A 25334-nucleotide genomic window follows, 5' to 3' on the forward strand; every position below is an offset into this window, starting at 1 on the left:
GACCTAATTTATCCGCTGAACTGAATTCGGTGTAATTGTGCATAAGCACCATCATGCGCGATTAGCTCAGCATGTGCGCCCCTTTCTACAATATGACCATCATCAACCACTAGAATCTCATCAGCTTGCTCGATGGTAGAGAGTCTGTGTGCGATAACTAATACTGTTTTGTCTTTCTGCAGTTCTTCTAGTGCAGATTGAATCGCTCTCTCTGACTCAGTATCCAGTGCAGACGTCGCCTCATCAAGAATCAGCACAGGCGCATCTCTTAATAAAGCACGTGCAATCGCAATACGTTGTCTTTGACCACCAGAAAGGCTTGCGCCATTTTCACCAACAACGGTATCGATGCCATTTTCCATGCCTTCGATAAACTCACTTGCATGAGCAAGCTTAGCCGCGTATTCGATCTGTTCACGTGAATACTGTTCTTCTGCTGCGTAAGCGATGTTGTTAGCCACCGTATCGTTAAACAGATGTACATTTTGAGAAACGAGCGCAAAGTGCTCACGCAGATTTCTCAATTCGTAATCACGAATGTCGTGGCCATCAAGCTCAATTGAACCAGAGTCTACGTCATAAAAACGAGTGAATAGGTTAGCAATGGTACTCTTACCCGAGCCAGATCGCCCAACAAGCGCAACCGTTTTACCTTTCGGTATATTGAAGCTGATCTTATCAAGTGCTGGTTTCTCTGCACCGTCATAAGTAAACGTGACATCTTTAACAGCCACTTCACCCATTACAGTTTCAGGTTTCAACGTCCCTTTGTTTTGCTCGGTATCTAGATCCATCAAGCCAAATAGAGTCGTACTCGCAGCCATACCACGTTGGAATTCAGACGTTACGTTAGTTAACGCCTTTAGCGGACGTAATAGACCAAACATTGCAGAGAACACAACGGTAAACGTACCAGCAGTAAGCTCGGCTTTAATAGAATCGACACTAGCAAGGAATAGAACAACAACAATCGCAACTGATGCGATCATTTGAATAATCGGGTTAGCGGCCGCTTGAGCAGTGATTAACTTCATGCTTTGTTGGCGCATTTGGTTACTAACTTTATCAAAGCGGTGTTTTTCTAGATCTTGACCACCGTAAGTTAGAACCACTTTATGCCCTTTCAGCATTTGTTCAGCTGAAGAAGCAACGTGACCCATGCTAGTTTGCATGTTCTTAGAGATCTTTCTGAATCGCTTCGATACGATACTGATCGCCCACGCAACCAAAGGCGCTACAGCAAATAACACCAAAGATAACTGCCAACTATTCCAGAACATCAGCGTCAACAAGCCAATAATACTTGCACCTTCACGGACAATACTGACTAACGCTTTACTGGTTGCTGCAGACACTTGCTCTGAATCGTAAGTAATTCGAGATAGCAATGCGCCTGTCTGTTCTTTATCGAAGAAAGAAACAGGCATGTGCATGAAATGGCTGAAAATCTTACGACGAATTTCCATCACCACATTGCCAGAGACCCAACTCAAGCAATAGGTTGAAACAAAGCCACTGACGCCACGAACGAACATCATGGCAAAGATAATAAGTGGAAGTGTACGTAAAAAGTCAGATTCAGCATTACCAAAGCCTTCATCAAGTAACGGCTTTAGTAAGGAAATCATATAGGTATCAGAAACGGCATTTATAATAAGCGCAATTACCGCAACACCTAGGCCGGCCTTATATAATCGAATATAAGTCCAAAGTCTTTTAAATGTGACCCAGGTAGTTTCATCTGTTTGTGTTGACATAGAATCGCTTAATTTTCTCACAATAATCTATCTATTCTACTCCCTTACGGAGCATCTGCCTATACCACTGCCCGCCTTGTTGTTCTCTAATCGCATGATATTGCCAACCTTCTTTGCTAAGAGTGATGGTTATTTGTCCGCTTTCTCCAGTATCTAGCCAAGTACTCCCCGCTTCCTGATAACGTTCAATAACAAACTCACTCGGCATTCCCCACTGGTTGCCTTTGGCAAGAGAAGCTATCGCCAGCTGAGGAGACACCGCCTCAATAAACGACTTAATCGATGACGAATCGCTGCCATGATGCGGAACCAACATAACATCACTCCTTAGCTGTTCTCCTTCACGAGCAAGTAACCACTCACTTACCAGTTCAATATCACCAGTGAGCAACATTGAGAAATCAGCACTATGATCTGAGATCTTGACCACACACGAATGTGGGTTATACGCCCTCTTTACTTGCTTAGGCGGCCACAACACCTCAAAAACAACATCTTGCCAGTTCCAAACCTCTCCAATAGTACATGTTTGAATATTAGACGGGGCTTGAGTGATAGATTGGCGTTCTTGAATAATGTTCTGACTGGTTCTTATCCACTTTGGCGTATAGTTCTCAAGTAATGCCGGATAACCACCAGCATGGTCAGAATCGAAATGACTCACAATCACGCCTTCTAATTCATAAATCCCCCGCTGATTCAAAGTAGGAATCAACAAAGACTCAACAACCGAGCCTCCTGGCCACGCATTGCCAAGATCATAAACAACAATCTGATTGTTCTTTTCCAAGACCAAAGACAACCCATGCCCAACATCCAAGATATCAATAGTTAGTTTGTCTTGCTGGGGTTTGCTGAACTCCCACCACAGCACAAACACTGCAGTTACCAATATCGATAATGTTCGCTTGAAATACCGACTAACAAAGCTCAAAAACAAGATAAGGAATACTGATAATGCAATCGTCTGATTATCGACTTGGATCCAAAATCGCTCAGAGAAAGGAAGACTAAATACGAGAGGCTCAAGCGATAAGTCGACTAACTTCCACAGCTGACTGACCAAATCATTGTCTAGCGCTGTTATACCAACCACGCCAGACACTGACTCCGATATTAAGCTTAGAAACATTGCCAGAAACAACAGCGGGATCGTCACCATCGATACCCAAGGCAAAAGGAGTAAATTGTAGAAAACAGAGACTAAGCTAACTCCGCTAAAGAACAGCATCGAAAACGGTGTGATCAGGAATGTCAGCATCAGTTGAAGCTTAATAAGTTGGAGTGCGTGGTCGATAAATGTAAAGCTTGAAGCTGAGCGCTGAGTATTACAGGCGATATAGAAAACAGCGCCCAATGCACCAAAGGACAACCAAAAACTGCTCGACAAAGCTGAAAACGGCCAAATCAGCAGAACCACGCACACACTTAAAGTAACATACCGAAGCAAACTGATATTTTGCCCACGCCACAAGAAATAACTCGCGATAACGCACATCACCAAAGCTCTCAAAGTTGGCAGCGTGAATCCAGCAAACCAACTATAGAAATACGCCAAGCCGAGCCCGAATATTGTAGGTAACCAAAGAAATGAAGGGGAAAGTAACCTTAATATCTTGCCAATCTGATAGCCGATACCAAAGGCAATCCCAATATGCAGCCCCGAAATAGCCATCAAGTGAATCAGGCCACTGCTTTTAAGCATATCCCACCGCTGAGGCGGAATAAGGTCTCGATATCCAAAACTCAAAGCGATAATGAGATCTTGATTTGCCAGCAGACTTAACCTTTCAAGGCTGGCTTCAAACCATTGGGCGCGTAAGTTGGTGCTAGAATGAATTCGGTACTTGGTATCTGCTCTGTAAGTTGCATTGGCAACCACGCCAGCACTAAACAAGTACTTTTCTCGGTCAAAGCCGGCTTCGTTGAGTTTGCCCCATATCGGCTTTATTGAGGCCGATAAATAGACATCATCTCCAAGCGTTAGCTTGAAAGGAGTAAACAAACGCAATTTTATCAATTGAGGAAAGATTAATTTTTCGCCGCCAATTGATCTGACTACTATTACGCTTTCAAAACCGTGGCTATTTTCACTAAAAAGGCTAACAACCGACGCATTTATGGTAGTATTCTGCCCTGATTGGAATAAGCGACTCGTTTGTATTTCAATCGCATTCCCTAGGCAGATAACTAGTATCAATGCTGTTACTGGACCTCTTGCACTCCGGAAAACGCTATACTTTGTTGGTGCTAGCAGTAACAACAGCATCAATGGTGCCCAAACCCAATGTGGCATCACAGGCCAGAAGCTGGCAGACACAACTGTCGCAGCAAATGAAATCAAGAACCAAGTGTTAAACAAGAGAGTAGCTTCCTCCTATGCCAAGAAAGTTTATCAAACGATTTATGCCTGACCATGATCTAATCAAGCGTCAGAAAGCATTGAAAGTTTTTGGCAATGTTTTGTACAACCCCAACTTATGGTGCCTTAATCGTCGCTCTGCGGCTGGCGCGTTTGCTGTTGGGTTATTCATGGCGTTTGTCCCTCTACCAAGTCAAATGATTATGTCTGCAGGCCTTGCTGTCGCATGTGGCGTTAACCTGCCTTTAGCTGTCGCACTTGTTTGGATCAGTAACCCGGTTACCATGCCTGTTCTCTTCTACTTTGCTTATAAAGTCGGGGCGTTTGTTATGCATGTGCCACCGCAAGCCTTCCATTTCGAATTGTCTTGGGACTTCATCTTGGCGCAAATGAGCACTATAGGGCCTCCGTTCTTATTGGGTTGTCTGATTTGTGGCGTAGTTTCAGCAATGATTGGCTACTTTGGTATTCGCGGTTTATGGCGCTACTCAGTAGTAAGAAGTTGGAAGAAGCGACAAGCAAGGCACTGAACGCCATTTCTTGTTATTCAATCTAACCTTGTATGCGCTTCACTTAAAACGTACACAAGTTAAAATCGGATGAGCTACTTACCTCTGCAAGATTGGCATGTAACGAAAGTCGTAAAGAACACGAATTGAATTCAATAAAAAAGGATCCCACTGGGATCCTTTTTTGTATCGACTGAAAACTGACGGCCTGTTATTTAGGCTAATGCTATTTAGAACTCAGCACTGAGGCTGGATTCAACTTCGCCGCGCGTGATGCTGGGTACCATGTCGCCAGTAAACTCAGCACAATCGCAGTGCCGGAAACCACAACAACATCCGTCATATCAAGTTGTGATGGCAAGAAGTCGACAAAATAGATATCACCGGACAAGAACTGGTGATCGACCAACTTTTCAAGTCCTTTGATTAGTGTCGTGAGATTAAGAGCGACTAGCACACCTATTGCACTGCCCACTAAACTGCCTAACACGCCTGAGAATACGCCCTGCCAAACAAAGATGCGCTTCACAAGGCCGTCTGATGCACCCATGGTTCTTAAAATCGCGATCTCTGATGCTCTGTCTTTTACTGCCATCATTAGCGTCGAGACAATATTGAAACAAGCCACACCAATAACCAGTACCATCACCAGATACATGATGGTACGAACGAGTTGGATATCTCGATACAAGAAACCAAACTTCTGCTGCCAGCTTCGTAGATACACATACACATCAAGCTGATTGCCCACTTCACGCACAATAGAGTTCGCGTTCAGCACATCGGTCACTTTCAAAGAAACCCCAGTTACCGCCTCACCTAAGTTTGCGTAGACCTGAGCATCACCAATCGGGATTAGCGCCAAACTGTGATCTATCTGACCATTAAGCGTCAGCAAGCCAACCACTTTCACTCGAACACGTTTTGGTGCCTGAACCTTCACAGAACCGTTTACCGTCGGAATCATCAAAGTCAGATAATCACCGACTTTCGCACCCAGCACATTCGCTACACCAGAACCCAAAATGATCTGTTGTTGCCCTGCCTTAAACTCGCTCCAAGCTTGCTTATCGATAAAACTCGATAGGCTTGATACCTGTTGTTCTAGCTGCGGATCAACGCCGCGAACTTCAATTGCTTTGAGTTCTTTGCCCTTTTCAGCAAGCGCAGTAATTTTCACATAAGGCGCAGCAGCAACGACTTTATCGTGCTTAACCGACTCCTCAATCACGTGCTCCCAACGAGTCACAGGCTCATTCACGCCTTCAAATTCACCATGAGGAATGACAGAAAGTACTCGTGATTGAAGCTCTCGCTCAAAGCCATTCATCGCAGATAAGCCGATAATGATCACCGCGACACCAACCGCAATACCAATCGTCGAAGACAATGAGATGAACGACACCATCTTGTCTCGTTGTTTCGCACGGCTAAATCGGCCGCCTATCAATAGAGATAAAGAGGAAAACACTTAGCTCTCCTCTTTTTCTACGTTGACCAGTAAACCATCTTGCATGTGAAGTTGGCGATCCATCTTACCGGCAAGTTCACCATCGTGAGTCACGACCAAAAAGGCAGTATCGTATTCACGGTTCAGTTCACGCATTAAGTCGTAAATAGACAGTGCGGTGTTATGGTCAAGGTTACCGGTTGGTTCATCCGCCAACACTAGCGCAGGCTTATTCACCAATGCACGAGCAATCGCCACACGTTGCCTCTCGCCACCAGAAAGCTCTGAAGGTCGGTGGTCCACGCGGTGACTCAATCCAACTTTGTCCAACAAACGTTGTGCTTCTTGCTTTGCTTTAGCGGGCTTTTCGCCGCCAATCAATAACGGCATCGCCACGTTTTCTAAAGCTGAAAAGTCAGATAGAAGATGATGGAACTGATACACAAAGCCAAGATGCTGGTTGCGAAGCTTCGCCTGCTTATTCGAACTCAAAGATGCTAAATCTTGACCAAGAAAACTCACACTGCCCGCAGAAGCATCGTCTAATGCGCCTAAGATATGCAGTAAGGTACTTTTGCCCGAGCCAGAGGTACCGATGATTGCTACTAGCTCACCCTTTTCGATGTCAAAGCTGACTCCCTTGAGCACCTCAGTATCTAACGAGCCTTCACGGTACGTTTTACGGATATCATTACATTGAAGAAAATTACTCATAACGAAGGGCCTCAGCAGGTTTCACAGACGATGCACGATAAGAAGGGAATACAGTAGCAATCAGGCTAAGTGCAATAGCCAGAACCACAACAACAGCGATTTGAATTGGGTTAATCAAAATTGGTAACTGTCCACCAAACGAGAATAGAGCAACACCCATCGCTTCTAAAATCGGGTTAAGGTTCATTGCCAGAACAACACCTAGTGCGCCGCCGGATAGTGCGCCAATCACGCCACTACTCGCGCCCTGAACCATAAAGATGCCCATCACTTGGCCGTCAGTCATGCCCTGAGTTTTAAGTATCGCGACCTCAGATTGTTTCTCCATCACCACCATAATCAGCGCAGAGATAATATTAAATGCAGCAACCCCGATGATCAGACCAAGCATTAGGCCCATCATGTTTTTCTCCATACGAACCGCTTGGAACAGCTCGCCACGTTGGTCTCGCCAGTCGCTCCACAACCAACCTTCCGGTAATGGCTGAGTTGATAACTCTGCGACTTCAAACGGGTCTTCAAAAAATAGTCGCCAGCCTGAAATAGTGTCTGATTTATAACGCATCAAACGCCCAGCGTCTTGGATGTCTGTCACCATCAGTTGAGCGTCGATATCAGAACCTGTATTGAAAATACCGGCAACGGTGAAATTTCGTTGGCTAGGAATACGCCCCAATGGTGTGTATTGACTCGCGCTGGTCACCATTAGACGAACTTTGTCGCCCATCGATACTTTTAGGTTTCTCGCCAGAGTATGACCAAGAAACAGCTGATATTGCCCAGCTTGAAGTGAAGACAAGCGACCCGCGATTAAGTGGTCTTGAAGTGGATCATCAGAATTGGGTTGGATGCCAATCAAAAGGCCAGCAGAAAGCTGAGCAGGGCTCTGAATCACTGCCTCACTGCGAACAATCGGTTCAACATGACCATTAAGCGAAATTTGTTCTGCGAAGCTTGGGGCTTTTTCAGAAAGTGAGGTCGTGCCTCCTTGTTCATAAACCACAGCCTGAGGAAGAACGCCGAGAATTCGGTCTTTTAATTGCGCTTCGAATCCATTCATTACCGATAAAACAGTAATCAAAGACAGCACACCAATGGTGATACCTGCCGTCGACATGTAAGAAACAAAACGGCTAAAGCGATCACCTGAACGGCCTTTCAAATAACGCAGGCCAACAAACATTGAAATAGGATGAAACATACTTTGAACCATCAAAAAGGGATGCGGGTTAATGTAACGGGTATTGCTGTTACTGTGTAGGGGGTAATTGAAAATATAGAGTGAATTAACTCAATTAGTTAGGCCTGAAAAACAGAACCCTGTCAAAACACCAAATTTCAAACAACTATTTGATAGTTTCAATTAACTGACCTTGATTACTGCGGCCACATAGCGATAATCAATAGATCACTTCAAGGAACTAACGCATGACAGAACAAGAGTTTTTCACCGTTCACCATAGCCTTACCGCTAATATTGAACCAATGGACAGCGGCTTCACTTTACCTTCTCAAATTCAATTCGAATCTGAGATCCCAGCACCATTTGTGGTGGCAAGTGAATTTAGCCAATTGGATCTGTTAGCTGACAGCGCTCGAGCGGAACTGAAAAACAGCGACTTGAAGAATGTCACCAGTTTATTGGATGCACAAAACTCAAAATTAAACCTCTTGTTGAGCTTTATGTTATCGCAGCAAGATGATGAGAAATTTCGCACTCACACCTATTCATTTGGTGCGAGTCAGTTTTCCTGCTTTTCAAAAGCAGACATCGAACCGGGTCGCTTAGTAAAAGCCAAACTTTTTCTAGAGCACCCGGCTGCAGCCATTTATTGCTACGCAGAAGTATTTGCTAGCGAGGCGAAAGACTCAGGTTTCGAAATCAAATTTAAATACGCTCATCTTCGCGATACCGACCAAGACCTGCTAATTAAAGCGGCACTTTATCAACAACAGAAACTCTTGCGTCAACGCTCTCTAGACCGAGATAACAAGTAAATTAACATGACCAAAAAATCCATATTTACACTACCTAAACTTAAAGGTGCCGGTGACAAAAAGCACATCGGTAACCTAGTCGGTTCGTCTCTCGCTCTTGCCATTGCCAAACTCGCAGAGCAACACAACAGCCATACCGTCTTGGCTGTACCCGACCCACAAGTGGCGCTTAAGCTTCAATCTGAAATTGAACAGTTTACGGCACATGAAGTCGCATTATTCCCTGACTGGGAAACGCTGCCATACGATAGCTTCTCGCCGCACCAAGAGATCATCTCAGATCGTATCGCACGCCTTTACGCACTGCCAACATTAAAAGATGGCATCACGATTGTTCCGATCAGCACGTTATTGCAACGCCAGTCACCGCGAGACTTTTTGCTACAACACACGTTAATGGTGAAAACGGGCGATCTGTACTCGTTAGAGAAGCTGCGTCTTCAACTTGAAAAGTCTGGCTATCGTTATGTAGACCAAGTGTTTGGCCCGGGTGAGTATGCGAGTCGAGGTTCAATTCTCGACTTGTTCCCAATGGGCAGCAAAGACCCGTATCGTATCGACTTCTTCGATGACGAGATCGACACCATCCGTACTTTCGATCCTGAAAATCAGCGCTCTATTGAAGACATCTCTGAGATCCGTTTGCTGCCAGCTCACGAGTTCCCAACCTCTGAAAGTGCTATTGAAGATTTCCGCATTCGCTGGCGCCAACAATTTGATGCGCGCCGCGAACCAGAATCGGTTTATATGCAGGTTTCTAAGGGTACTTGGCCTGCTGGTATCGAGTACTGGCAACCGCTGTTCTTCGATCACACAGAAACCTTGTTTGATTACGTTGCCGATGAAGCGCAACTGCTGATTCTAGGTGATGTCGAGACTGCAGTAGACTCATTCCTAACGGACGTTGCTCATCGATACGAACAGCGCGGTGTTGACCCATTACGGCCACTTCTCACGCCTGAACAACTGTGGCTGAAGAAAGACGAGCTGTTCGCACACTTCAAACAGAAGCCACAAGTCAATCTGAGCTTAGATTCAATTGAAGAGAAAGCTGGACGTACCAACCTTCCGGTTGTGTCTCTTCCTGATCTCAGTGTTCAGCATCAAAATAAAGAACCTTTAGCTAACCTAAGAAAGTTCACAGAAGCCTTCGACGGCAAAGTAGTATTTTCGGTTGAATCAGAAGGTCGTCGTGAAGCGCTGAGTGAACTGCTTCGTGGTATTAAAGTACGACCAAGCGAAGTTGAAAACCTCGATGCCTCAATTAAAGGCAAAGACAAGTTCAGCCTCATCCTTGGCTCTGCTGAACACGGTTTTATCCATGAAGAGCAAAACATCGCCCTTATCTGTGAAAGCGACCTGTTGGGTGATCGCGTTGTTCAGCGCCGTAAGAAAGACAAAAAAAGTGTTAACAGCGACACTGTCATTCGTCACTTAGCCGAACTTAAACCAGGTCAACCTGTAGTGCACATTGACCACGGTATTGGTCGCTACATCGGCTTGCAGACACTCGAAGCCGGTGGCATGAAAACCGAATACGTGACACTTGAGTACCAAAACGATGCCAAGCTGTACGTGCCCGTTGCTTCTTTGAACTTAATCGGGCGTTACTCGGGTGGCGCTGAAGATTCTGCACCGCTACATAAACTCGGTGGCGAAGCGTGGCAAAAAGCGCGTAAACGCGCCGCGGAGAAAGTCCGTGATGTTGCAGCAGAGCTACTTGATGTTTACGCTAAGCGTGAGCTAAAACCTGGCTACAAGTTTGTACTCGACCGCGGCCAATACGCGACTTTCAAATCTGGCTTCCCGTTTGAAGAAACCGATGACCAAGCGATGGCCATCAATGCTGTTATGTCTGATATGTGCCAAGCCAAAGCCATGGACCGTTTGGTGTGTGGTGATGTTGGCTTTGGTAAAACCGAAGTCGCGATGCGTGCAGCATTCGTTTGTACCGACAACAGCAAACAAGTAGCGGTTTTAGTTCCTACTACTCTACTTGCTCAGCAACACTTCGAAAACTTCCGTGACCGTTTCGCCAACTTGCCGATTCGTGTTGAGGTTCTATCCCGATTCAAATCAGCTAAAGAGCAAAAACTAATCATGCAAGATGTCGCCGACGGTAAAGTGGATATCCTAGTCGGGACTCACAAGCTGCTTTCGAGCGATATTAAGTTTAAAGACCTAGGCCTGCTGGTTGTCGATGAAGAACACAGATTTGGTGTACGTCAGAAAGAGAAAGTGAAAGCGATGCGTGCGGATGTCGATATTCTAACGCTTACTGCGACACCGATCCCGCGAACGCTGAACATGGCAATGAGTGGCATGCGTGACCTTTCGATCATCGCTACACCACCCGCACGACGCTTGGCAATTAAAACCTTCGTTCGCGAGAGTGATGATGCCATCGTCAGAGAAGCGGTGCTGCGTGAAATCATGCGTGGTGGCCAGGTTTACTTCCTACACAACCAAGTCGACACGATTGAGAAAACAGCAGAGTCATTGCAAAAGCTGATTCCAGAGGCGCGCGTGACTGTAGCTCATGGCCAGATGCGAGAGCGCGAACTGGAACGCATCATGAATGACTTCTACCACCAGCGCTTCAACTTACTGGTGTGTACAACCATCATTGAAACCGGTATCGACGTACCAACGGCAAATACCATCTTGATGGACAGAGCCGATAACCTTGGTTTAGCACAGCTGCACCAATTACGTGGTCGTGTAGGTCGTTCGCACCACCAAGCTTATGCTTACTTGTTAACGCCACACCCTAAAGCAATGACCAAAGATGCGATCAAGCGATTGGATGCGATAGCTTCGCTCGAAGACTTGGGCGCAGGCTTTACCTTAGCAACTCACGATTTAGAGATTCGTGGTGCGGGTGAGCTGTTAGGTGATGAACAGAGTGGCCAAATCCAGTCAGTTGGTTTCACCTTGTACATGGAGATGCTTGAACAAGCGGTTGAAGCATTGAAGGAAGGTCGAGAGCCATCGCTTGATGACCTACTGCGTGAACAAACTGAAATTGAGATGCGTTTGCCAGCACTATTACCAGATGACTACATCCCAGACATCAATACACGTTTGTCTACCTATAAGCGTATTGCGAGTGTGAGTGACTCCGACGAATTGGCAGAGTTGAAAGTCGAGCTGATTGATCGCTTCGGCCTTCTGCCTGATGCAACCAAGAACTTGTTATCAGTTTCTGAGCTAAAATTAGCCGCAGCGTCTATCAAAGCGAAGAAAATTGAAGCCCACGATAAGGGTGGATTCTTAGAATTCTACCCGGATGCTGACATAAACCCGACCTACCTTGTTAAACTGTTGCAATCTCAACCGCAAAAGTTTTCAATGGAAGGACCAACAAAGTTCAAGTTTACGATACCATTGGTCGACAGACGGAAACGAATTCAATTTGTTAGTGATTTATTGGGCGAATTCAGACAAAACTTGCTGCCTTCAGCATAAGACCCAATCCACTTGCACATATAAATTATCCAGCCGGTAGTTCGGCTGGAAGACGGAGTAAAAATGAAAAGACTGATCCCACTGCTACTATTGTTCGTCTCACTGCCAAGTTTGGCGCAGAGACAATTTGATATAGAAGTGATCATTTTTAAGCGCGCTGTTGATGCAGAGAAGGTGAACGAATCTTGGCCAAATACACAGCCTAAGATTTCACTTGAACGCGTTGGTTCATTTCAAGATACCCAATACCGAGCAAAGAAAGGCGTTCAAATGCTACCTTACTCGGAATACAAGTTAACGCCTCAGAAAGACAAGCTACGTAAACACGCTGGCTTTGAAGTTCTGATGCATACCGCTTGGCGTCAAGGCGACCAAGGTAAGAGCTCGGCACCTGTTTTCCATATTCAAGCAGGTAAAGATTTCTCTAAACAGTTTAATGCTGATGGCTCTGAAAAAGGCGCAATCACTGCAGGCAGCGCTGATGGGTTCCAAGAAGAGACCATTGATAAGCCACTCTACGAATTAGACGGCAAGCTGCAAATCTACGTTCAGCACTACCTATACGCTGAAACGACATTAGATTTAAAAGCGCCAAGCGTTCGTGAAGTGACTCTACAAGAGCAACAAATTGAGCTAGATTCACCAGTAAGTGGCGCAGAAAGCAACGTCCAGGTGGGCAATCTAACTGAAATTTCTCCGACGGTTGAAGTCCAAGAGTTCCTTAAGAGCTACCGCATGGACCAAAAACGTCGTATGCGCAGTACAGAAACTCATTACCTTGACCACCCACTTCTTGGAATAGTGATTCAAGTTAGACGTGTAGCGCAGTAAATTACTTGCCGATTCGGCTATAATTATATAAATAATTCAATCCGCCCTCCTAGTGAGGGCGTTTTATTAAGTGCTATCTATCTTTATTCTGTACTGACTCTCTTTGCTCAGTACTTACACGTTACTTGGTACGCTCTATGAGCCCTGAATTTCAGATCAACACACAAAATCTTAGCCTTAAAATCATTGAGGCCTCAGATGCTCAAGAATTTTCTCAGCTGGTTAAGTCCTCCCCTAGCTTGCTGCCATGGGTCGACTGGTGTCATAAAGAGTTTTCTATCGTCGAGGCCGAGAAATTTATTCTGGCAACTCGCCTGAACTGGGTGAAAGCCGATGCGTTTGGCTTTGGCATCTTTGAACGAAAAAGCGATAAGTTAGTCGGTATGGTTGCCATTAATGAGCTTTACCACACCTTTAATATGGCGAGTTTAGGTTATTGGGTCGGTGATGACTTTCAAAGGAGAGGGATCGCCAAAGAAGCGATGTTCGCCCTATTTGAATTTTGTTTCGCGCAACTCAAGTTAACGCGTTTGGAGATTGTCTGCGATACCGAGAACCTACCCAGCCAAAAGTTGATCGAGAAGTGTGGAGCTGAGCGAGAAACCATTGCCCAGAATCGATTTCTGTTTAACGGTAAGCCGAAAGATGGCGTGGTTTATTCTGTGCTACCTCCAACGTCTTAACAGCAGAAATGAGTTCAACACCTGCGATAATCCATAATCGACACGATCAAAAAAGAGCTCCGAAGAGCTCTTTTTTATTATCAGCGTAATGCTCTGAGAAGGCTTACCTGATTAGTGAAGCTTTAGGTTTGGACGAAGTACACGGTTAATACGACCAACCAGCATCATCAGTGATGTTTTGATTAAGCCGTGAAGCGCCATCTGGTGCATGCGGTACAAAGAGATGTAAACCACACGAGCAATACGACCTTCGACCATCATCGAGCCTTTCGTCAGGTTACCCATCAAACTACCTACCGTAGAGAAACGGCTAAGTGAAACTAGCGAGCCTTTGTCTTTGTAGATGTAGTCTTTCAGGTCACGACCGTTCAACTTAGCAATGATGTTGCTGAATGCACAGCTTGCCATTTGGTGAGCCGCTTGTGCACGTGGCGGAACGAATGAACCGTCTGCTTGTGTACATTGCGCCAAGTCACCGATTGCAAAGATGTTGTCATCCAGTGTTGTTTGCAGCGTGTTCTTCACAACCAACTGGTTGATACGGTTGGTTTCAAGACCACCGATATCTTTCATGAAATCTGGTGCTTTGATACCTGCTGCCCATACCATGATTTGAGCTGGGATCTTGTCACCATCTTTGGTTGTTAGGCCGTCAGAATCCGCCTGAGTCACCATCGTATTCGTACGAACGTTCACACCAAGCTTGGTTAGCTCAGAGTGTGCTGCACTTGAAATACGAGGAGGTAGAGCTGGAAGAATACGCTCACCCGCTTCAACTAGGTTTACGTTCAGCTTGCTTGAATCTAGGTCGCCGAAGCCGTAAGTACGAAGTTCTTTAACGGCGTTGTGTAGCTCTGCAGAAAGCTCTACACCAGTTGCACCAGCACCAACAATCGCGATGTCTACCGTGCCTTGACCGTTCTTAGCGTGAAGCTTTAAGAACTGATTGTTCATTTCTGTACGGAAACGGTGTGCTTGCTCTGGGCTATCAAGGAAAATACAGTTGTCACGAACGCCTGGAGTGTTGAAGTCGTTTGACGTTGAGCCTAGCGCCATCACTAGAATATCGTATTCAAGTTCACGGCTTGGCATCAGCAGTTCACCGTGCTCGTCTGTAAGCTCGCTTAGTGCAATCACTTTACGCTCACGATCGATATCGTTCAGGCTGCCCATTTGGAAATCGAAGTAATGGTTTTTTGCGTGTGCGCGGTAGCTTAACGCATCAACACCCTCGTCCAATGAACCCGTTGCTACTTCATGAAGTAATGGTTTCCATAGGTGGCTTGCTTTACGATCTACCAGAGTAATCTGGGCACGCTTTTTACGACCTAAAGTGCGGCCTAGCTTAGTTGCTAGTTCTAAACCACCAGCTCCACCGCCTACTACGATAATTTTTGTCACAATGACAATCCTCTACAAAATGAATAAATGGGGTTCGGCTCGATTACTCCAACCGATAAATTCTATGTATCTACTCGGCCTTGAATGCGAAGGCTGTTACAAATTGGATTACCGCGAAAAAGAATAACGACAGCTCACCGAGTAGTTAGAGGGGTTACAAGCAACAAACATTGGCTTGCCGCTTTGCTCACTTGGATAAAAAAGGTGACTACCTGAGAGGCAGAACACAAATTATGGGCAAGTTTTTTCACTCGCTCTCAATTTTTTTTGATATTTGTCAAAATATTTTGCTTGGGAACATTATATATAGCAAAAAGATGACCGCAACAAAAAAATCCTTACCCTCAATGAGGATTCGCGACGAATTAGTTAACGTTTGCGCAAACTGATCTATAAATGCACAAACCGACCGATAAAACATATACAACTACTTTATCAATACCAATCTCTAAGATTCAGATGTGAAAAAGCAGCACTCATTGAGCACTGCTTTTATAAAACATCTGGATTGATTAAGCGTTTTTGAACGCTTTCATTGCTTGAAGATGTTGAGAGATCTTTTTGAATTTATGACTCTCTTTCTCATCCCAGATTACATCATAGTAATCTTCTAGCGCGGCAGCTGTTTTGGTATTGTCGTGAATTTCATCTTCACGAGAAAGCACCACTAAACAGCGTCCTTTGTTTTTCATACGGTACTGAGCAACACATTTAGTTGCGATGTCTTCGTACTCTTCTGGACGGTCAATTCGACCTACCATGTTATTCTCAGGGTGCAGATTAGGGTTGAACACCACCTGCTTAATCCCACATAAGAAACCAATACGCTCAGACCAAAAACCACCTAAACCTACACCACAAATAATGGGATGCGGATCATCGGATTGCTCTATCACCTTATGCACTTCTTTTAGCAGATGCTGCATATCGTGTTTTGGATGCAAAGTACTGTAGTTGATGAAACGAACGTCATCATCAATGAATTGCAACTGCAGTATTTTTTCGTGATTGCCCGGGCTTGTTGAGTCGAAGCCATGTAGATAGATAATCATTGTACCTCCCCCGTTGAATATTGGTACGTTTTGATCAATCTAACACGAAAAACAAGGTTTTAAAGGTAACAGCTGAGAAATTATATTTTTCACTTCCTAAACGTGATCCTAGCTACATAAAGTGTGACTCAGAGCCTCCGCTTCACGCAGATAACTTTCATCGCCCCAGAGCTGATGAGCAAGCAAATACCACAGCATCGCCATCATTTGGCTTCTTGGTAACCATGCTTCTACCCCATCAAGCCAAGGTTGGGCATCATGGATGCCTCGCAGCTGACAGTACTTGTTAACGGCTTCAGCAACTGGTAATCCTGCAACAGCAATGGTCAACGTAAGATCAAGTCTAGGGTCAGCTAATGCTGCATATTCCCAATCAATAATCTTAATCCCATCGCTATTTCTCACTAAGTTATAACCACCTAAATCAAAATGGCACAAAGACAGGTCAACATTTGGGATACTTGGAGCCACGCGCCACTCTTGATAAATCTTGGTGCAGGTTTCAGTCTTATGAATCGAATCAAGTTGCAGCCAGTAATGATCGACTCGCGCTGTGAAACTGAACGGTTGGAGCGGCAATCGCGCGGTGTTAACCAAATGCACCGAGATCAGAGTCTTCAACAAATCATCAAGCTCTAAGCCTTCGTAAAGCGTCTCACCCGCAATCCATTCAACCAATAAGCCTTGCTCATTGACCACTATTGGACTTGGTCCAATACCTAGACGCTCAATTGCGGAAAGCACTTGATACTCTTCATGACGAGAGATAAAGAAGGCTTTGGTGATGGGAGTGATTGGACGCCAAACATACGCAGTACCATCGGCATCGACCAACTTCCAACATCGATTGGTCAAACCGCCTGTTAATGTCTGTGCTCTAACTGGAGGCTCAGAAAAGTAACCGTCAAGCGAACTCAAACTGGTATCAAGAAGCTTAGCCTCAGACCAAGAAAAAATTGCCATATTTACTCCCTATAAACGTCTTCATTCCCTACAAAAAAGACACTGACCAAAAGCCAGTGTCTCTTCATAAACAGCACATCATGCACTGCATTGGCGTGTGACCAAGCTATACGCTGTCAAGATTAAGCGCTGCCAATACTAGACATTGTCAAATCCGGCTGCGCATAGTTGGCAAGTAAGCGAAATTAAAGGCCTAGTAGGCTCTTAGATTGTTGCTTACGGATTTCAGTCTCGTCAGCCCATTCAATCAAGCCAGACTCAAGATCCATTAGACGCATCGTCATTTTGTAGTATACGTCTTCATCGCTACCCGCTTTCTTAACGATGCTTGATAGGTTGCCGTACAGCATGTACTGAGCACCAACCATTTTACCGAATTGAATCGCTGAACTTTGGTTTACAAGCTCATCGTTGTTTTGGAAGTTCAATTGGTCACGAACAGACTCTACACGGTCCATATCAACGAAACGGAACTTACCAGAGTTCAGCATCTTAGTACTGATAGTGTCAGTGATTGACTCAGTATCGATGTGCTCACTTGTTTTGTTCTTGATTCGCTCTACAAACACGATTGGACGCTGTTCACGAGTAATGTAAGACACAGAACCAGACGCCATCATGCTATCGACCATTTCACCCGCAATCGTTTGAAGGTCAGTTGAACCGAAATCGATTGTCGTGGTTTCTACTGCTTGTGCATCACCGTAGCTTACCTTGTTTGAACAACCGCCTAAAATAACCGCTAAACCTAGTAGCGCAATGACACTCTTTTTCATTTTGTTTCCTCAACTTATCACTGAGCGGGGTTTTACCCACACTCTTAAATTCTTGTATTTACGAATCATGAGACCCGTTTAATCTAACTTACTGCTCTCGGAACTGGACTCTGAACTGAGTCGCTTTCGGGTTTACCGACACTTCCGACAACGAAATACTTTCAAAACCACGAACAATCGCTTGCTTCCAAGGACCTTGTTTAAGGTTGACCTCAAGCCCGGCATCGTCGTACCAGTAAAAACGATAAAGAATATGTTGATCGCCTTTATAGTTACTGTTTAAACGAACGATTCCTCGCGTATGACCGTCGACCAGATCGGTGCGAATATCTTCAACCTGTAAACGGCTGCCCAATACCTTGTCACCAAAGAAAACGTTCTGAGTCAGACTATCGACCCTTACGCCAGCTGTATTATCAGCACAACCAGCCAGAGCCATAACCGCTGCTAAGCTCACTAACCACTTTTTCATTACAGCCTCCCTAGCTGTTTATGCCACATTGTTGCGTTGTTTCCTTGTCGAGAAATCCATACCAAAGTGGTCTGCCCTTCTCGAATATCAAAATCGTAGGTTTTAGCGCCCGCTTCCAACGTATATTGACCGCTATTTGCTACAAACGTACTGCTCTTAATCTCTGCAGGTAATGATTGCCAACTGCGAGTGTCTGGTTGCTCTGTCAGTGTGTTCCACACGTTGAACAGAATATTACCGACATCATCGCCTTTGGTTGCTTCTTTTCGAATGCGATCTTTCGCGACTACACGTAGCGCTTGGCGAATAACAATGCTTGTCATACGTTCCGATAGATCGTTCTGCGCCATCGCGTTTACATCAGTGATCAAATGTTCTTGTAGCGGCTGTCCGCTGATTCGCAAGGCAGAAAAACGCTCTACGTTTTGACTTGGGTAATATGGCAGCGCAAGAGAGTATATTGCCCCCTGATCGCGACTGTCATAAACAGGCAAATCCAGTCGCCAACTGTCCATAGCTTGCACAGCGCTCTGCTCTTGAAGAACAATCACTCGCCCTTCACCTGCACTAAGTTTAGAAGATTGCTTATAGCGTTTTTCTAATGTTGCTAAATCTTGTCGCATCCCTAAACGAGCGGCTGTTGCCATGGTTCTATCGATGATTTCTTGGTTATCTGGCATCACAGCCAAAGCACGACGATAGTCAACGTAGGCGCTGTTTAAATCATTTGACGCTTCATAAAGCAGACCAGACAAGAACATCAGATACGCATTCTGTACTGACTGCAGTTTCTTACCCGCATCAGGGTAATTGGCAAGGATGCTACCCACATTGGCAGACAAGCCTTGCTTCTTCGCATCGCTGGCTGCTTTGTCTAACTCAGCCTCGCGTTGCTTCTTCGCTTGTTCTTGAACTTGGTTGGCGCGACGCATTTCGATCACCGCACCTTCTAAATCGTTTTTCTTGAGGTAATTTAAACCGAGATACAGATGAAGAAAGCCCAACTCGTAATCGGCTGGCACATACTCGGTAATATTGTCATTCACAGCCAACGCACCCACACTGGTTGCACTGTCTGAGATTGAGATCACGGCTTTGCGTTGCTGCTCAGTAACCGCCTGATCAGCCACTTCAAACGAAGCCTTACTCTCAGGGTATTTTTGATCCAGCAGATTAATTCTGCCTCTTTCAAAGTTATCAAGGATGTCGCCTGCCGCGTAATCTGGTAGCTCTTGCTGAGCCTCTGAATAATCTCCAGATTTAACGGCTTGGTAGATCGCTTTGTTTTGTGCGCTGTAATGACTGAACAGGCTTCCTGCAGACATACTCGCACAACCTACGGTCAACGCCGATAACAGGGCAATGGAAGCGAATCTAAACTGTTGCTTCACTTATCGTCTCCGTGCATGTTTAAAATGCCTACTTTATTAGGGTCTGCTGACCTTTAATGGTCTCATTATCAAAACGAAACGCGTTGTAAAAAGGATCTCAAGCCAGTTGAAACCCTACTGATTTAGCCTCTGCCTAAGCGATGCCGACATTCAGACAACAGATAGAACTTAAAGTTGGCATACAAACTACAAATTTTCCAACTAACTACTTGTGTTAACCCACTAATGAGCGCGTTTAAACTAGCTCATTAGCTTTCATTAACTCGTTAGCTTTTCATTAGCTCATTAATAGGGGGCCAAGTGGACGGCCGCCAACCAAGTGCATGTGAATATGATAAACCTCTTGGCCACCGTGAGAGTTACAGTTCACGATAAGACGATAGCCATCTTCTGCGATGCCTTCTTCTTTTGCTAACTTACGAGCAACAGTAAACATGCGCCCCATCATCGCTTCATCTTCGACTTCAACATCGTTGGTTGTCGGAATCAGCTTGTTTGGGATGATTAGGATATGGCTTGGCGCACGAGGGTTAATATCGCGGAATGCGGTTACTAAATCGTCTTGGTATAGTAGATCTGCTGGGATTTCTTTGTTGATGATCTTAGTAAAAATGGTTTCTTCAGCCATGTTTCTCTCCGATAAAACATTTATTTTTTAATGCTTTGAGTATGCGCTATGCCGCATCAAACCACAATAAATCTGCTTTAAAGCATAATAAAAAACACCGTTCAAATCAAAGAAAACGAGCCTTAGCTCTCAAGAATGGCATGTTGGTTATAACTGAGCGTTATTTTTGACGTATGCGTCATAAAACGCGTAAGCCGAGCTCAATAGAATGCTGACAATTTTGTTAGTTTTACTTTGACCTGACATTAGGTCTGCATTTTTATTTAGGGAGAAAGCCATGAAGGGATCTGTGATCAAGCGTATGTACGCTGGTTTCGCACTGATCATCATCATGTTCGCAGTCACGATAACCATCATGATGAACAGCATGAATCAGATACACAGCAATTTTGAGAGTGTCTCAGAAACCTCATTGCCACTTGTTGCGCTTTCAAATCAAACAAGTGTTCAATTGCTTTCTGCTGATAAGTCATTCAAAGATTTCTTAACCACACAAAACGCTGAACGCATGTCTGCAATGCGTACAGAATTTGCTGCATCACAAAACTCGTTTTCAGAAGTTCTCGGTAGTTTAGAAGCGGCAAGCCAAAACAATGCTTCACTTATTGAACGTATCGCGCAATTAAGAGCAATGGAAGAACGCTACTTCGCCGAAGCTGACGAAGCGATGAACAACTACGTTGCGATGTTCGAAGCGCAAGAACAAGTGCAAAAAGCCTCTCGTGACTTCCAACGTTTACATTCAGAATTAACCGTTGGCATGAAAGAGTACGTCGCCGACCAAAAAAGCATCTCTGTAAAAGTGATGGCAAAGAGCTACTTCATTAAACTGCAAGATGCAGAAGTCATCACCTCTGATGCACTTGCGAGCTCTGATGTTGCCTTCGTTCAGAAAGCCGTTAACCAAAACAAAAAGGCCGTTACTCATCTTAACTACGCTTATCGCGGCCTATCAACACAACTACCAGCACTTAAGAATGTCTTCGATGAGTCAGTTCAGAAGTTCACCAAAGACGTTGGTCAGAAAGGTGGCGTACTAGACAAACACAACAACTACCTACAAGCCAAGCAAGCGCTGTACGTGAACATCGCCAACCTAGCCGTAGAAGTTGACCAAGCAATGGCTGTTTTGGACTCGTTCAACGTGACCGCTGAAGAGCAACTTAACTCATCACTCGCTGACGCAAGCAGCATCTACGACAAAGGCCTATTCAACGCGATTGCCATTGGCATTGTTGTGACTGTGTTCGCTGCTGCGATTGGTTACCACATTGCACACAGCGTACGAGAGCCATTAACTCGCATCCTCGGTACATTAGAAGGTCTAACTGAAGGTGATATGACTCAGCGTATCGATATTCGCTACGACAACGAATTCAGCCGCGTGAGCCGTCACATCAACACCTTGGCTGACAACCTGCACAATATCCTTGTGAAGTTGAATGATGCTTCAGATGACTTAACTAAGACTGCAAGCGTCAACCAGAAGACGTCATCTGAAACGCAGGCTCAATTGAACAGCCAACGTGAGCAAACCGCGACTGTTGCGACCGCAATGACAGAGATGTCTCATTCTGTACAAGAAGTGGCGAACAGCGCGCAAAGCTCACTCACCATGGTTCAACAAGTAGAATCGGCTTCTGAGTCTGGTCGTCAGATCATGAACACCAACATCAGCACCATTAATCAGCTTGAAGTTCGCCTGACTGAATCAGTGGGCGCTGTAGGCGAGCTACAACAGATGAGTAGCCAGATTGGTTCAATCCTTGACGTTATTCGTGGTATTGCTGAACAGACCAACCTACTTGCACTTAATGCGGCAATCGAAGCAGCGCGTGCAGGTGAACAAGGTCGTGGTTTTGCAGTCGTTGCCGATGAAGTACGAGTGCTAGCACAGAAGACCACTCAATCAACCTCTGAAATCGAGACTATGATCAGCAATCTGCAATCAAGCTCGAAAACTGCAAGTAACGTAATTGAAAGCTGTATGAGCGATATGGACATGTCGGTTCAACAAGCTTCAAGTGCAAACAGTGCGATGGAAGAGATCCAAGCCTTGATTCTAGAGATCAGCCACATGAGTACACACATCTCTCAAGCAGCCGCTGAGCAGAGTGAAACGTCTGGTGATATTGCACGCAACATCGAAGACATCAACCACATCGCAGATAAGAGTTACCAAGCGATGTCTTCAATTGCGGAGGCAAGCCAAAACCTAACAATTTTGGCGAATCAGCAAGGTGATTTAGTACATCAATTCAAACTATAGATAAATGAAGAATCGATAGATATTTAGTGAGATTGTTGAGACTTCTTACCCAATAGTGGTGACTAATTGAGCTAGGGCAACTTTTATCAAGGGTTGCCCTTGTTTTTTATGAGCTTTGTCATTATATGATTATTAAGGCTTGCTGCTTCCCGTTTTTTCTTTCACCTTTATGAGCGAGCCGCTATTAAGGAATTTATATGGCTGTTCATGTTGGCATTATCGATCAAGACCCCATTCGCTTGCTCACCCCATTACTTGATAACCGAACGGTCAGCACTCACATCGTGTTTATCGGTGACAAAAATCAAGTCAGTATGTACAAACGTTTAGACAGCGTTTTGCACAAGCGCGACATTACGAGTGAGTTTTTCGAAATTCCGACCATCGTAAATACATCTGTCATTAAAGAATCTATCCAAACCCTTGCCGAAGACCTCAAAGCACGCGGTCAAGAAGTGAAGCTCAACGCAAGTTGTGGCCTCCGTCACCGCCTACTTTCTGTGTACGAAGTATTCCGTACTTACCACTGGCCAATCTTCGTGGTTGAACCAAATAGCGACAAGCTTTGCTGGTTGTACCCTAATGGTAAAGAAGACGCACAAGTTCAAGACCGCATCACTATCGACGACTACCTAACTGTGTTCGGTGCTCGCGGTGAATTCAGCGATGTTCAGCTGTCTCCGCAACTGGATCAGAAACTTTATGAACTGGGTGAACGTTGGGCAAGTAACGCACTCGAACTAGGCCCTGGCCTTGCGACATTGAACTACCTAGCAACGACCTGCCGTAAAGAACAAAAACTTGATGTAGGCCTATCTGAGAAGCAACAAGGCTATCGCGAGCTCAACATGCTGCTGAGCGATTTGGTTGAAGCTAAAATTGCGACTTACGACAATGGTATTTTGACCTTTGCCAACGAAGACGCGCGCCGCTTCTCAAACGGTGAATGGCTTGAAACATTGGTTCACAGCACAGTTAAGCAGATCCAAGATGACATGCCGACCATTCAAGACCGTTCTTTGAATGTTCAGGTATACCGTCAACTGGGTGAACGTGAGGTTCGTAACGAGCTTGATGTTGCCTCTGTGGTGAACAATAAGCTGCACATCATCGAATGTAAGACCAAAGGCATGCGTGATGATGGTGATGACACCTTGTACAAACTGGAATCGCTTAGAGACCTGCTAGGTGGCCTACAAGCACGTGCAATGTTAGTGAGCTTCCGCCCTCTTCGCCATAACGACATCACACGAGCTGAAGATCTTGGCCTTGCATTGATTGGCCCTGACGAATTGAAAGATCTTAAAACACACCTAACGGCATGGTTTACAGCTGCGGGTGGCAGTGAAGATCTAGAGTACTAAAAACCAATAAGCTCATGAGAGCTCAATGCTCTTAAGCAGATTGTTAAAAAGGCGAATGACGATTAAGTCACTCGCCTTTTTTGTTGTCTGTTTTCTCTATTGATTACTTTCAGACGGCACAAAAAAATGGCCGCATCATACGATGCGGCCATTTTCAAAATTTAATGTCACTTGAAGACTTAATGCTCTCTAAAACTCAGAGCACTTTAAGACTTAAAGCATTTTACGAGCGGCTTCTACAACCACTTTGATTGAACGTGCTTCTGTTACTTTTAGAGTGTCGTGATCAGGCGTCTCTTTTTGAGTACGGTTGATGATTACACCAGCAACACAACCTGCTTTCAGACCAGAACTTGCACACATAGTTAGCAGTGTTGCAGATTCCATCTCGAAGTTTAGAACGCCCATGTCTTGCCATTCTTGCATAGAGCCTTGGAAGCGCTTAACAACGCGACCAGAGAACGTGTCGTAACGCTCTTGACCTGGGTAGAACGTATCGCTTGATGCCGTTACGCCCATGTGAACTGTTGCACCTGATTCATCAACTGCCGCTTTCATTGCTGTTGCAACTTCAAAGTCAGCCACTGCTGGGAACTCCATAGGAGCAAAGTGTAGGCTAGCGCCGTCTAGACGAACAGAACCTGTAGAAACAATCATGTCACCCACGTTTACGTGAGGTTGGATAGCACCAGTCGTACCAACACGTAGGAAAGTGCGAACACCAAGTTGAGCAAGCTCTTCAACTGCGATAGAAGTCGATGGACCACCAATACCTGTTGAACATACAACAACTGGTTTGCCGTCTAGCTCTGCGCGGTAAAGCGTGTATTCACGGTGACTAGCAAGGAATACTGGGTTCTCCATCTCTTCTGCAATTTTTTGCACACGAGCAGGATCACCAGGGATGATCGCAAGAGTAGCACCGTTAAGATCTGCTTCAGTAACACCTAAGTGGAAAACAGCTTGAGACATAGTTCGCTCCTTTTGGCTTATTGGGCTTTTTACCCTTATTTAAGCTCATAGTAAATTCGTGGGGTACGAACACACTCTAACCAAGCTCGTTACAAAATGAAGTGACACATGTCACATGGATGATCGCAACAATAATTCAAGTTTCACAAAAAACCGATTGGCATCACAAAAATAAGCAATCCGCACGCCTATGTTGCATACTAATGAGACAAAAAGCGCCTTTAACGTATTACCGCTAAAGGCGCTTTTATATTAAGAATGCTCTATGTCGGTG

General features: G+C 45.1%; 20 protein-coding genes. 7 read left to right on the forward strand and 13 right to left on the reverse strand.

The genetic code is table 11. From position 1 onward, the window contains the following. Nucleotides 1-8: 8 nt before the first annotated feature. On the reverse strand, nt 9-1757 hold the full coding sequence (gene msbA / locus F0229_RS02955; protein ID WP_017060234.1) for a lipid A ABC transporter ATP-binding protein/permease MsbA: 1749 nt from the start codon (nt 1755-1757) through the stop codon (nt 9-11). Nucleotides 1758-1788: 31 nt separating this feature from the next. Beyond that, entirely contained in the window at nt 1789-4119 is a 2331-nt protein-coding gene (locus F0229_RS02960) for a DNA internalization-related competence protein ComEC/Rec2 (RefSeq protein ID WP_171732196.1), read from the reverse strand. A gap of 17 nt (nt 4120-4136) precedes the next feature. Between F0229_RS02960 and F0229_RS02965 the strand changes: the two genes are divergently transcribed. After that, the gene (locus F0229_RS02965; protein ID WP_017060232.1) at nt 4137-4649 is read left to right on the forward strand and encodes a DUF2062 domain-containing protein; all 513 of its coding nucleotides are present in this window, start codon (nt 4137-4139) and stop codon (nt 4647-4649) included. 205 nt (nt 4650-4854) lie between these two features. On the opposite strand, the gene lolE is transcribed toward F0229_RS02965, so the two are convergent. Genes lolE through lolC form a run of 3 tightly spaced genes read right to left on the reverse strand, consistent with a single transcriptional unit; the run spans nt 4855 to nt 7993 of the window. Continuing rightward, nucleotides 4855-6099 (reverse strand): lipoprotein-releasing ABC transporter permease subunit LolE, encoded by a 1245-nt coding sequence (gene lolE, locus F0229_RS02970; RefSeq protein ID WP_017072111.1) that lies wholly within the window; start codon nt 6097-6099, stop codon nt 4855-4857. Beyond that, on the reverse strand, nt 6100-6792 hold the full coding sequence (lolD, locus tag F0229_RS02975) for a lipoprotein-releasing ABC transporter ATP-binding protein LolD (RefSeq protein ID WP_017060230.1): 693 nt from the start codon (nt 6790-6792) through the stop codon (nt 6100-6102). Then, nucleotides 6785-7993 (reverse strand): lipoprotein-releasing ABC transporter permease subunit LolC, encoded by a 1209-nt coding sequence (gene lolC / locus F0229_RS02980; protein WP_017060229.1) that lies wholly within the window; start codon nt 7991-7993, stop codon nt 6785-6787. The genes lolD and lolC overlap by 8 nt, the downstream gene beginning before the upstream one ends. Nucleotides 7994-8220: 227 nt before the next feature. Here lolC and F0229_RS02985 point away from each other — a divergent pair, with 227 nt between their 5' ends. The 4 genes from F0229_RS02985 (at nt 8221) to F0229_RS03000 (ending at nt 13772) form a co-directional block, all read left to right on the forward strand. Then, nucleotides 8221-8790: a hypothetical protein gene (locus F0229_RS02985; protein ID WP_017065300.1), complete on the forward strand. Its 570-nt coding sequence runs from the start codon at nt 8221-8223 to the stop codon at nt 8788-8790. Nucleotides 8791-8796: 6 nt separating this feature from the next. Further along, the gene (gene mfd, locus F0229_RS02990) at nt 8797-12258 is read left to right on the forward strand and encodes a transcription-repair coupling factor (protein ID WP_171732197.1); all 3462 of its coding nucleotides are present in this window, start codon (nt 8797-8799) and stop codon (nt 12256-12258) included. Between the two features lie 63 nt (nt 12259-12321). Beyond that, nucleotides 12322-13089, forward strand: a complete 768-nt coding sequence (locus F0229_RS02995; RefSeq protein WP_171732198.1) for a peptidoglycan binding protein CsiV — start codon at nt 12322-12324, stop codon at nt 13087-13089. A gap of 137 nt (nt 13090-13226) precedes the next feature. Next, nucleotides 13227-13772, forward strand: a complete 546-nt coding sequence (locus F0229_RS03000) for a GNAT family N-acetyltransferase (protein ID WP_017060225.1) — start codon at nt 13227-13229, stop codon at nt 13770-13772. A gap of 111 nt (nt 13773-13883) precedes the next feature. Here the strand turns inward: F0229_RS03000 and F0229_RS03005 are convergent, their stop codons facing one another. The 7 genes from F0229_RS03005 to hinT form a co-directional block, all read right to left on the reverse strand. Then, on the reverse strand, nt 13884-15173 hold the full coding sequence (locus F0229_RS03005) for an NAD(P)/FAD-dependent oxidoreductase (RefSeq protein WP_009847154.1): 1290 nt from the start codon (nt 15171-15173) through the stop codon (nt 13884-13886). 512 nt (nt 15174-15685) lie between these two features. Then, complete coding sequence (gene ycfP / locus F0229_RS03010) at nt 15686-16225, reverse strand: alpha/beta hydrolase YcfP (protein WP_009847155.1); 540 nt, start codon at nt 16223-16225, stop codon at nt 15686-15688. A 108-nt stretch (nt 16226-16333) separates the two neighbouring features. Further along, nucleotides 16334-17188: a phosphotransferase gene (locus F0229_RS03015; protein ID WP_171732199.1), complete on the reverse strand. Its 855-nt coding sequence runs from the start codon at nt 17186-17188 to the stop codon at nt 16334-16336. A gap of 185 nt (nt 17189-17373) precedes the next feature. After that, the gene (gene lpoB / locus F0229_RS03020) at nt 17374-17964 is read right to left on the reverse strand and encodes a penicillin-binding protein activator LpoB (RefSeq protein WP_017060223.1); all 591 of its coding nucleotides are present in this window, start codon (nt 17962-17964) and stop codon (nt 17374-17376) included. An 88-nt stretch (nt 17965-18052) separates the two neighbouring features. Continuing rightward, nucleotides 18053-18436 (reverse strand): YcfL family protein, encoded by a 384-nt coding sequence (locus F0229_RS03025; RefSeq protein ID WP_017060222.1) that lies wholly within the window; start codon nt 18434-18436, stop codon nt 18053-18055. Next, nucleotides 18436-19827, reverse strand: a complete 1392-nt coding sequence (locus F0229_RS03030; RefSeq protein WP_017065296.1) for a COG3014 family protein — start codon at nt 19825-19827, stop codon at nt 18436-18438. Before F0229_RS03030 ends, F0229_RS03025 begins: the two co-directional genes overlap by 1 nt. A 277-nt stretch (nt 19828-20104) precedes the next feature. Further along, nucleotides 20105-20455 carry a purine nucleoside phosphoramidase gene (hinT, locus tag F0229_RS03035; protein ID WP_017065295.1) on the reverse strand — a complete coding sequence of 117 codons (351 nt, stop codon included), beginning with the start codon at nt 20453-20455 and terminating at the stop codon, nt 20105-20107. A gap of 277 nt (nt 20456-20732) precedes the next feature. Here hinT and F0229_RS03040 point away from each other — a divergent pair, with 277 nt between their 5' ends. Together F0229_RS03040 and F0229_RS03045 are read left to right on the forward strand one after the other, a co-directional pair. Continuing rightward, nucleotides 20733-22724, forward strand: a complete 1992-nt coding sequence (locus tag F0229_RS03040; RefSeq protein ID WP_048609363.1) for a methyl-accepting chemotaxis protein — start codon at nt 20733-20735, stop codon at nt 22722-22724. Nucleotides 22725-22921: 197 nt separating this feature from the next. Next, nucleotides 22922-24088, forward strand: a complete 1167-nt coding sequence (locus tag F0229_RS03045; protein ID WP_017065293.1) for a DUF1887 family protein — start codon at nt 22922-22924, stop codon at nt 24086-24088. A gap of 213 nt (nt 24089-24301) precedes the next feature. On the opposite strand, the gene udp is transcribed toward F0229_RS03045, so the two are convergent. Next, the gene (gene udp, locus F0229_RS03050) at nt 24302-25060 is read right to left on the reverse strand and encodes a uridine phosphorylase (protein WP_017065292.1); all 759 of its coding nucleotides are present in this window, start codon (nt 25058-25060) and stop codon (nt 24302-24304) included. Nucleotides 25061-25334 lie beyond the last annotated feature (274 nt).

It is taken from the genome of Vibrio sp. AIC-3 (assembly GCF_013114515.1).
GTDB lineage: Bacteria > Pseudomonadota > Gammaproteobacteria > Enterobacterales > Vibrionaceae > Vibrio > Vibrio crassostreae_C.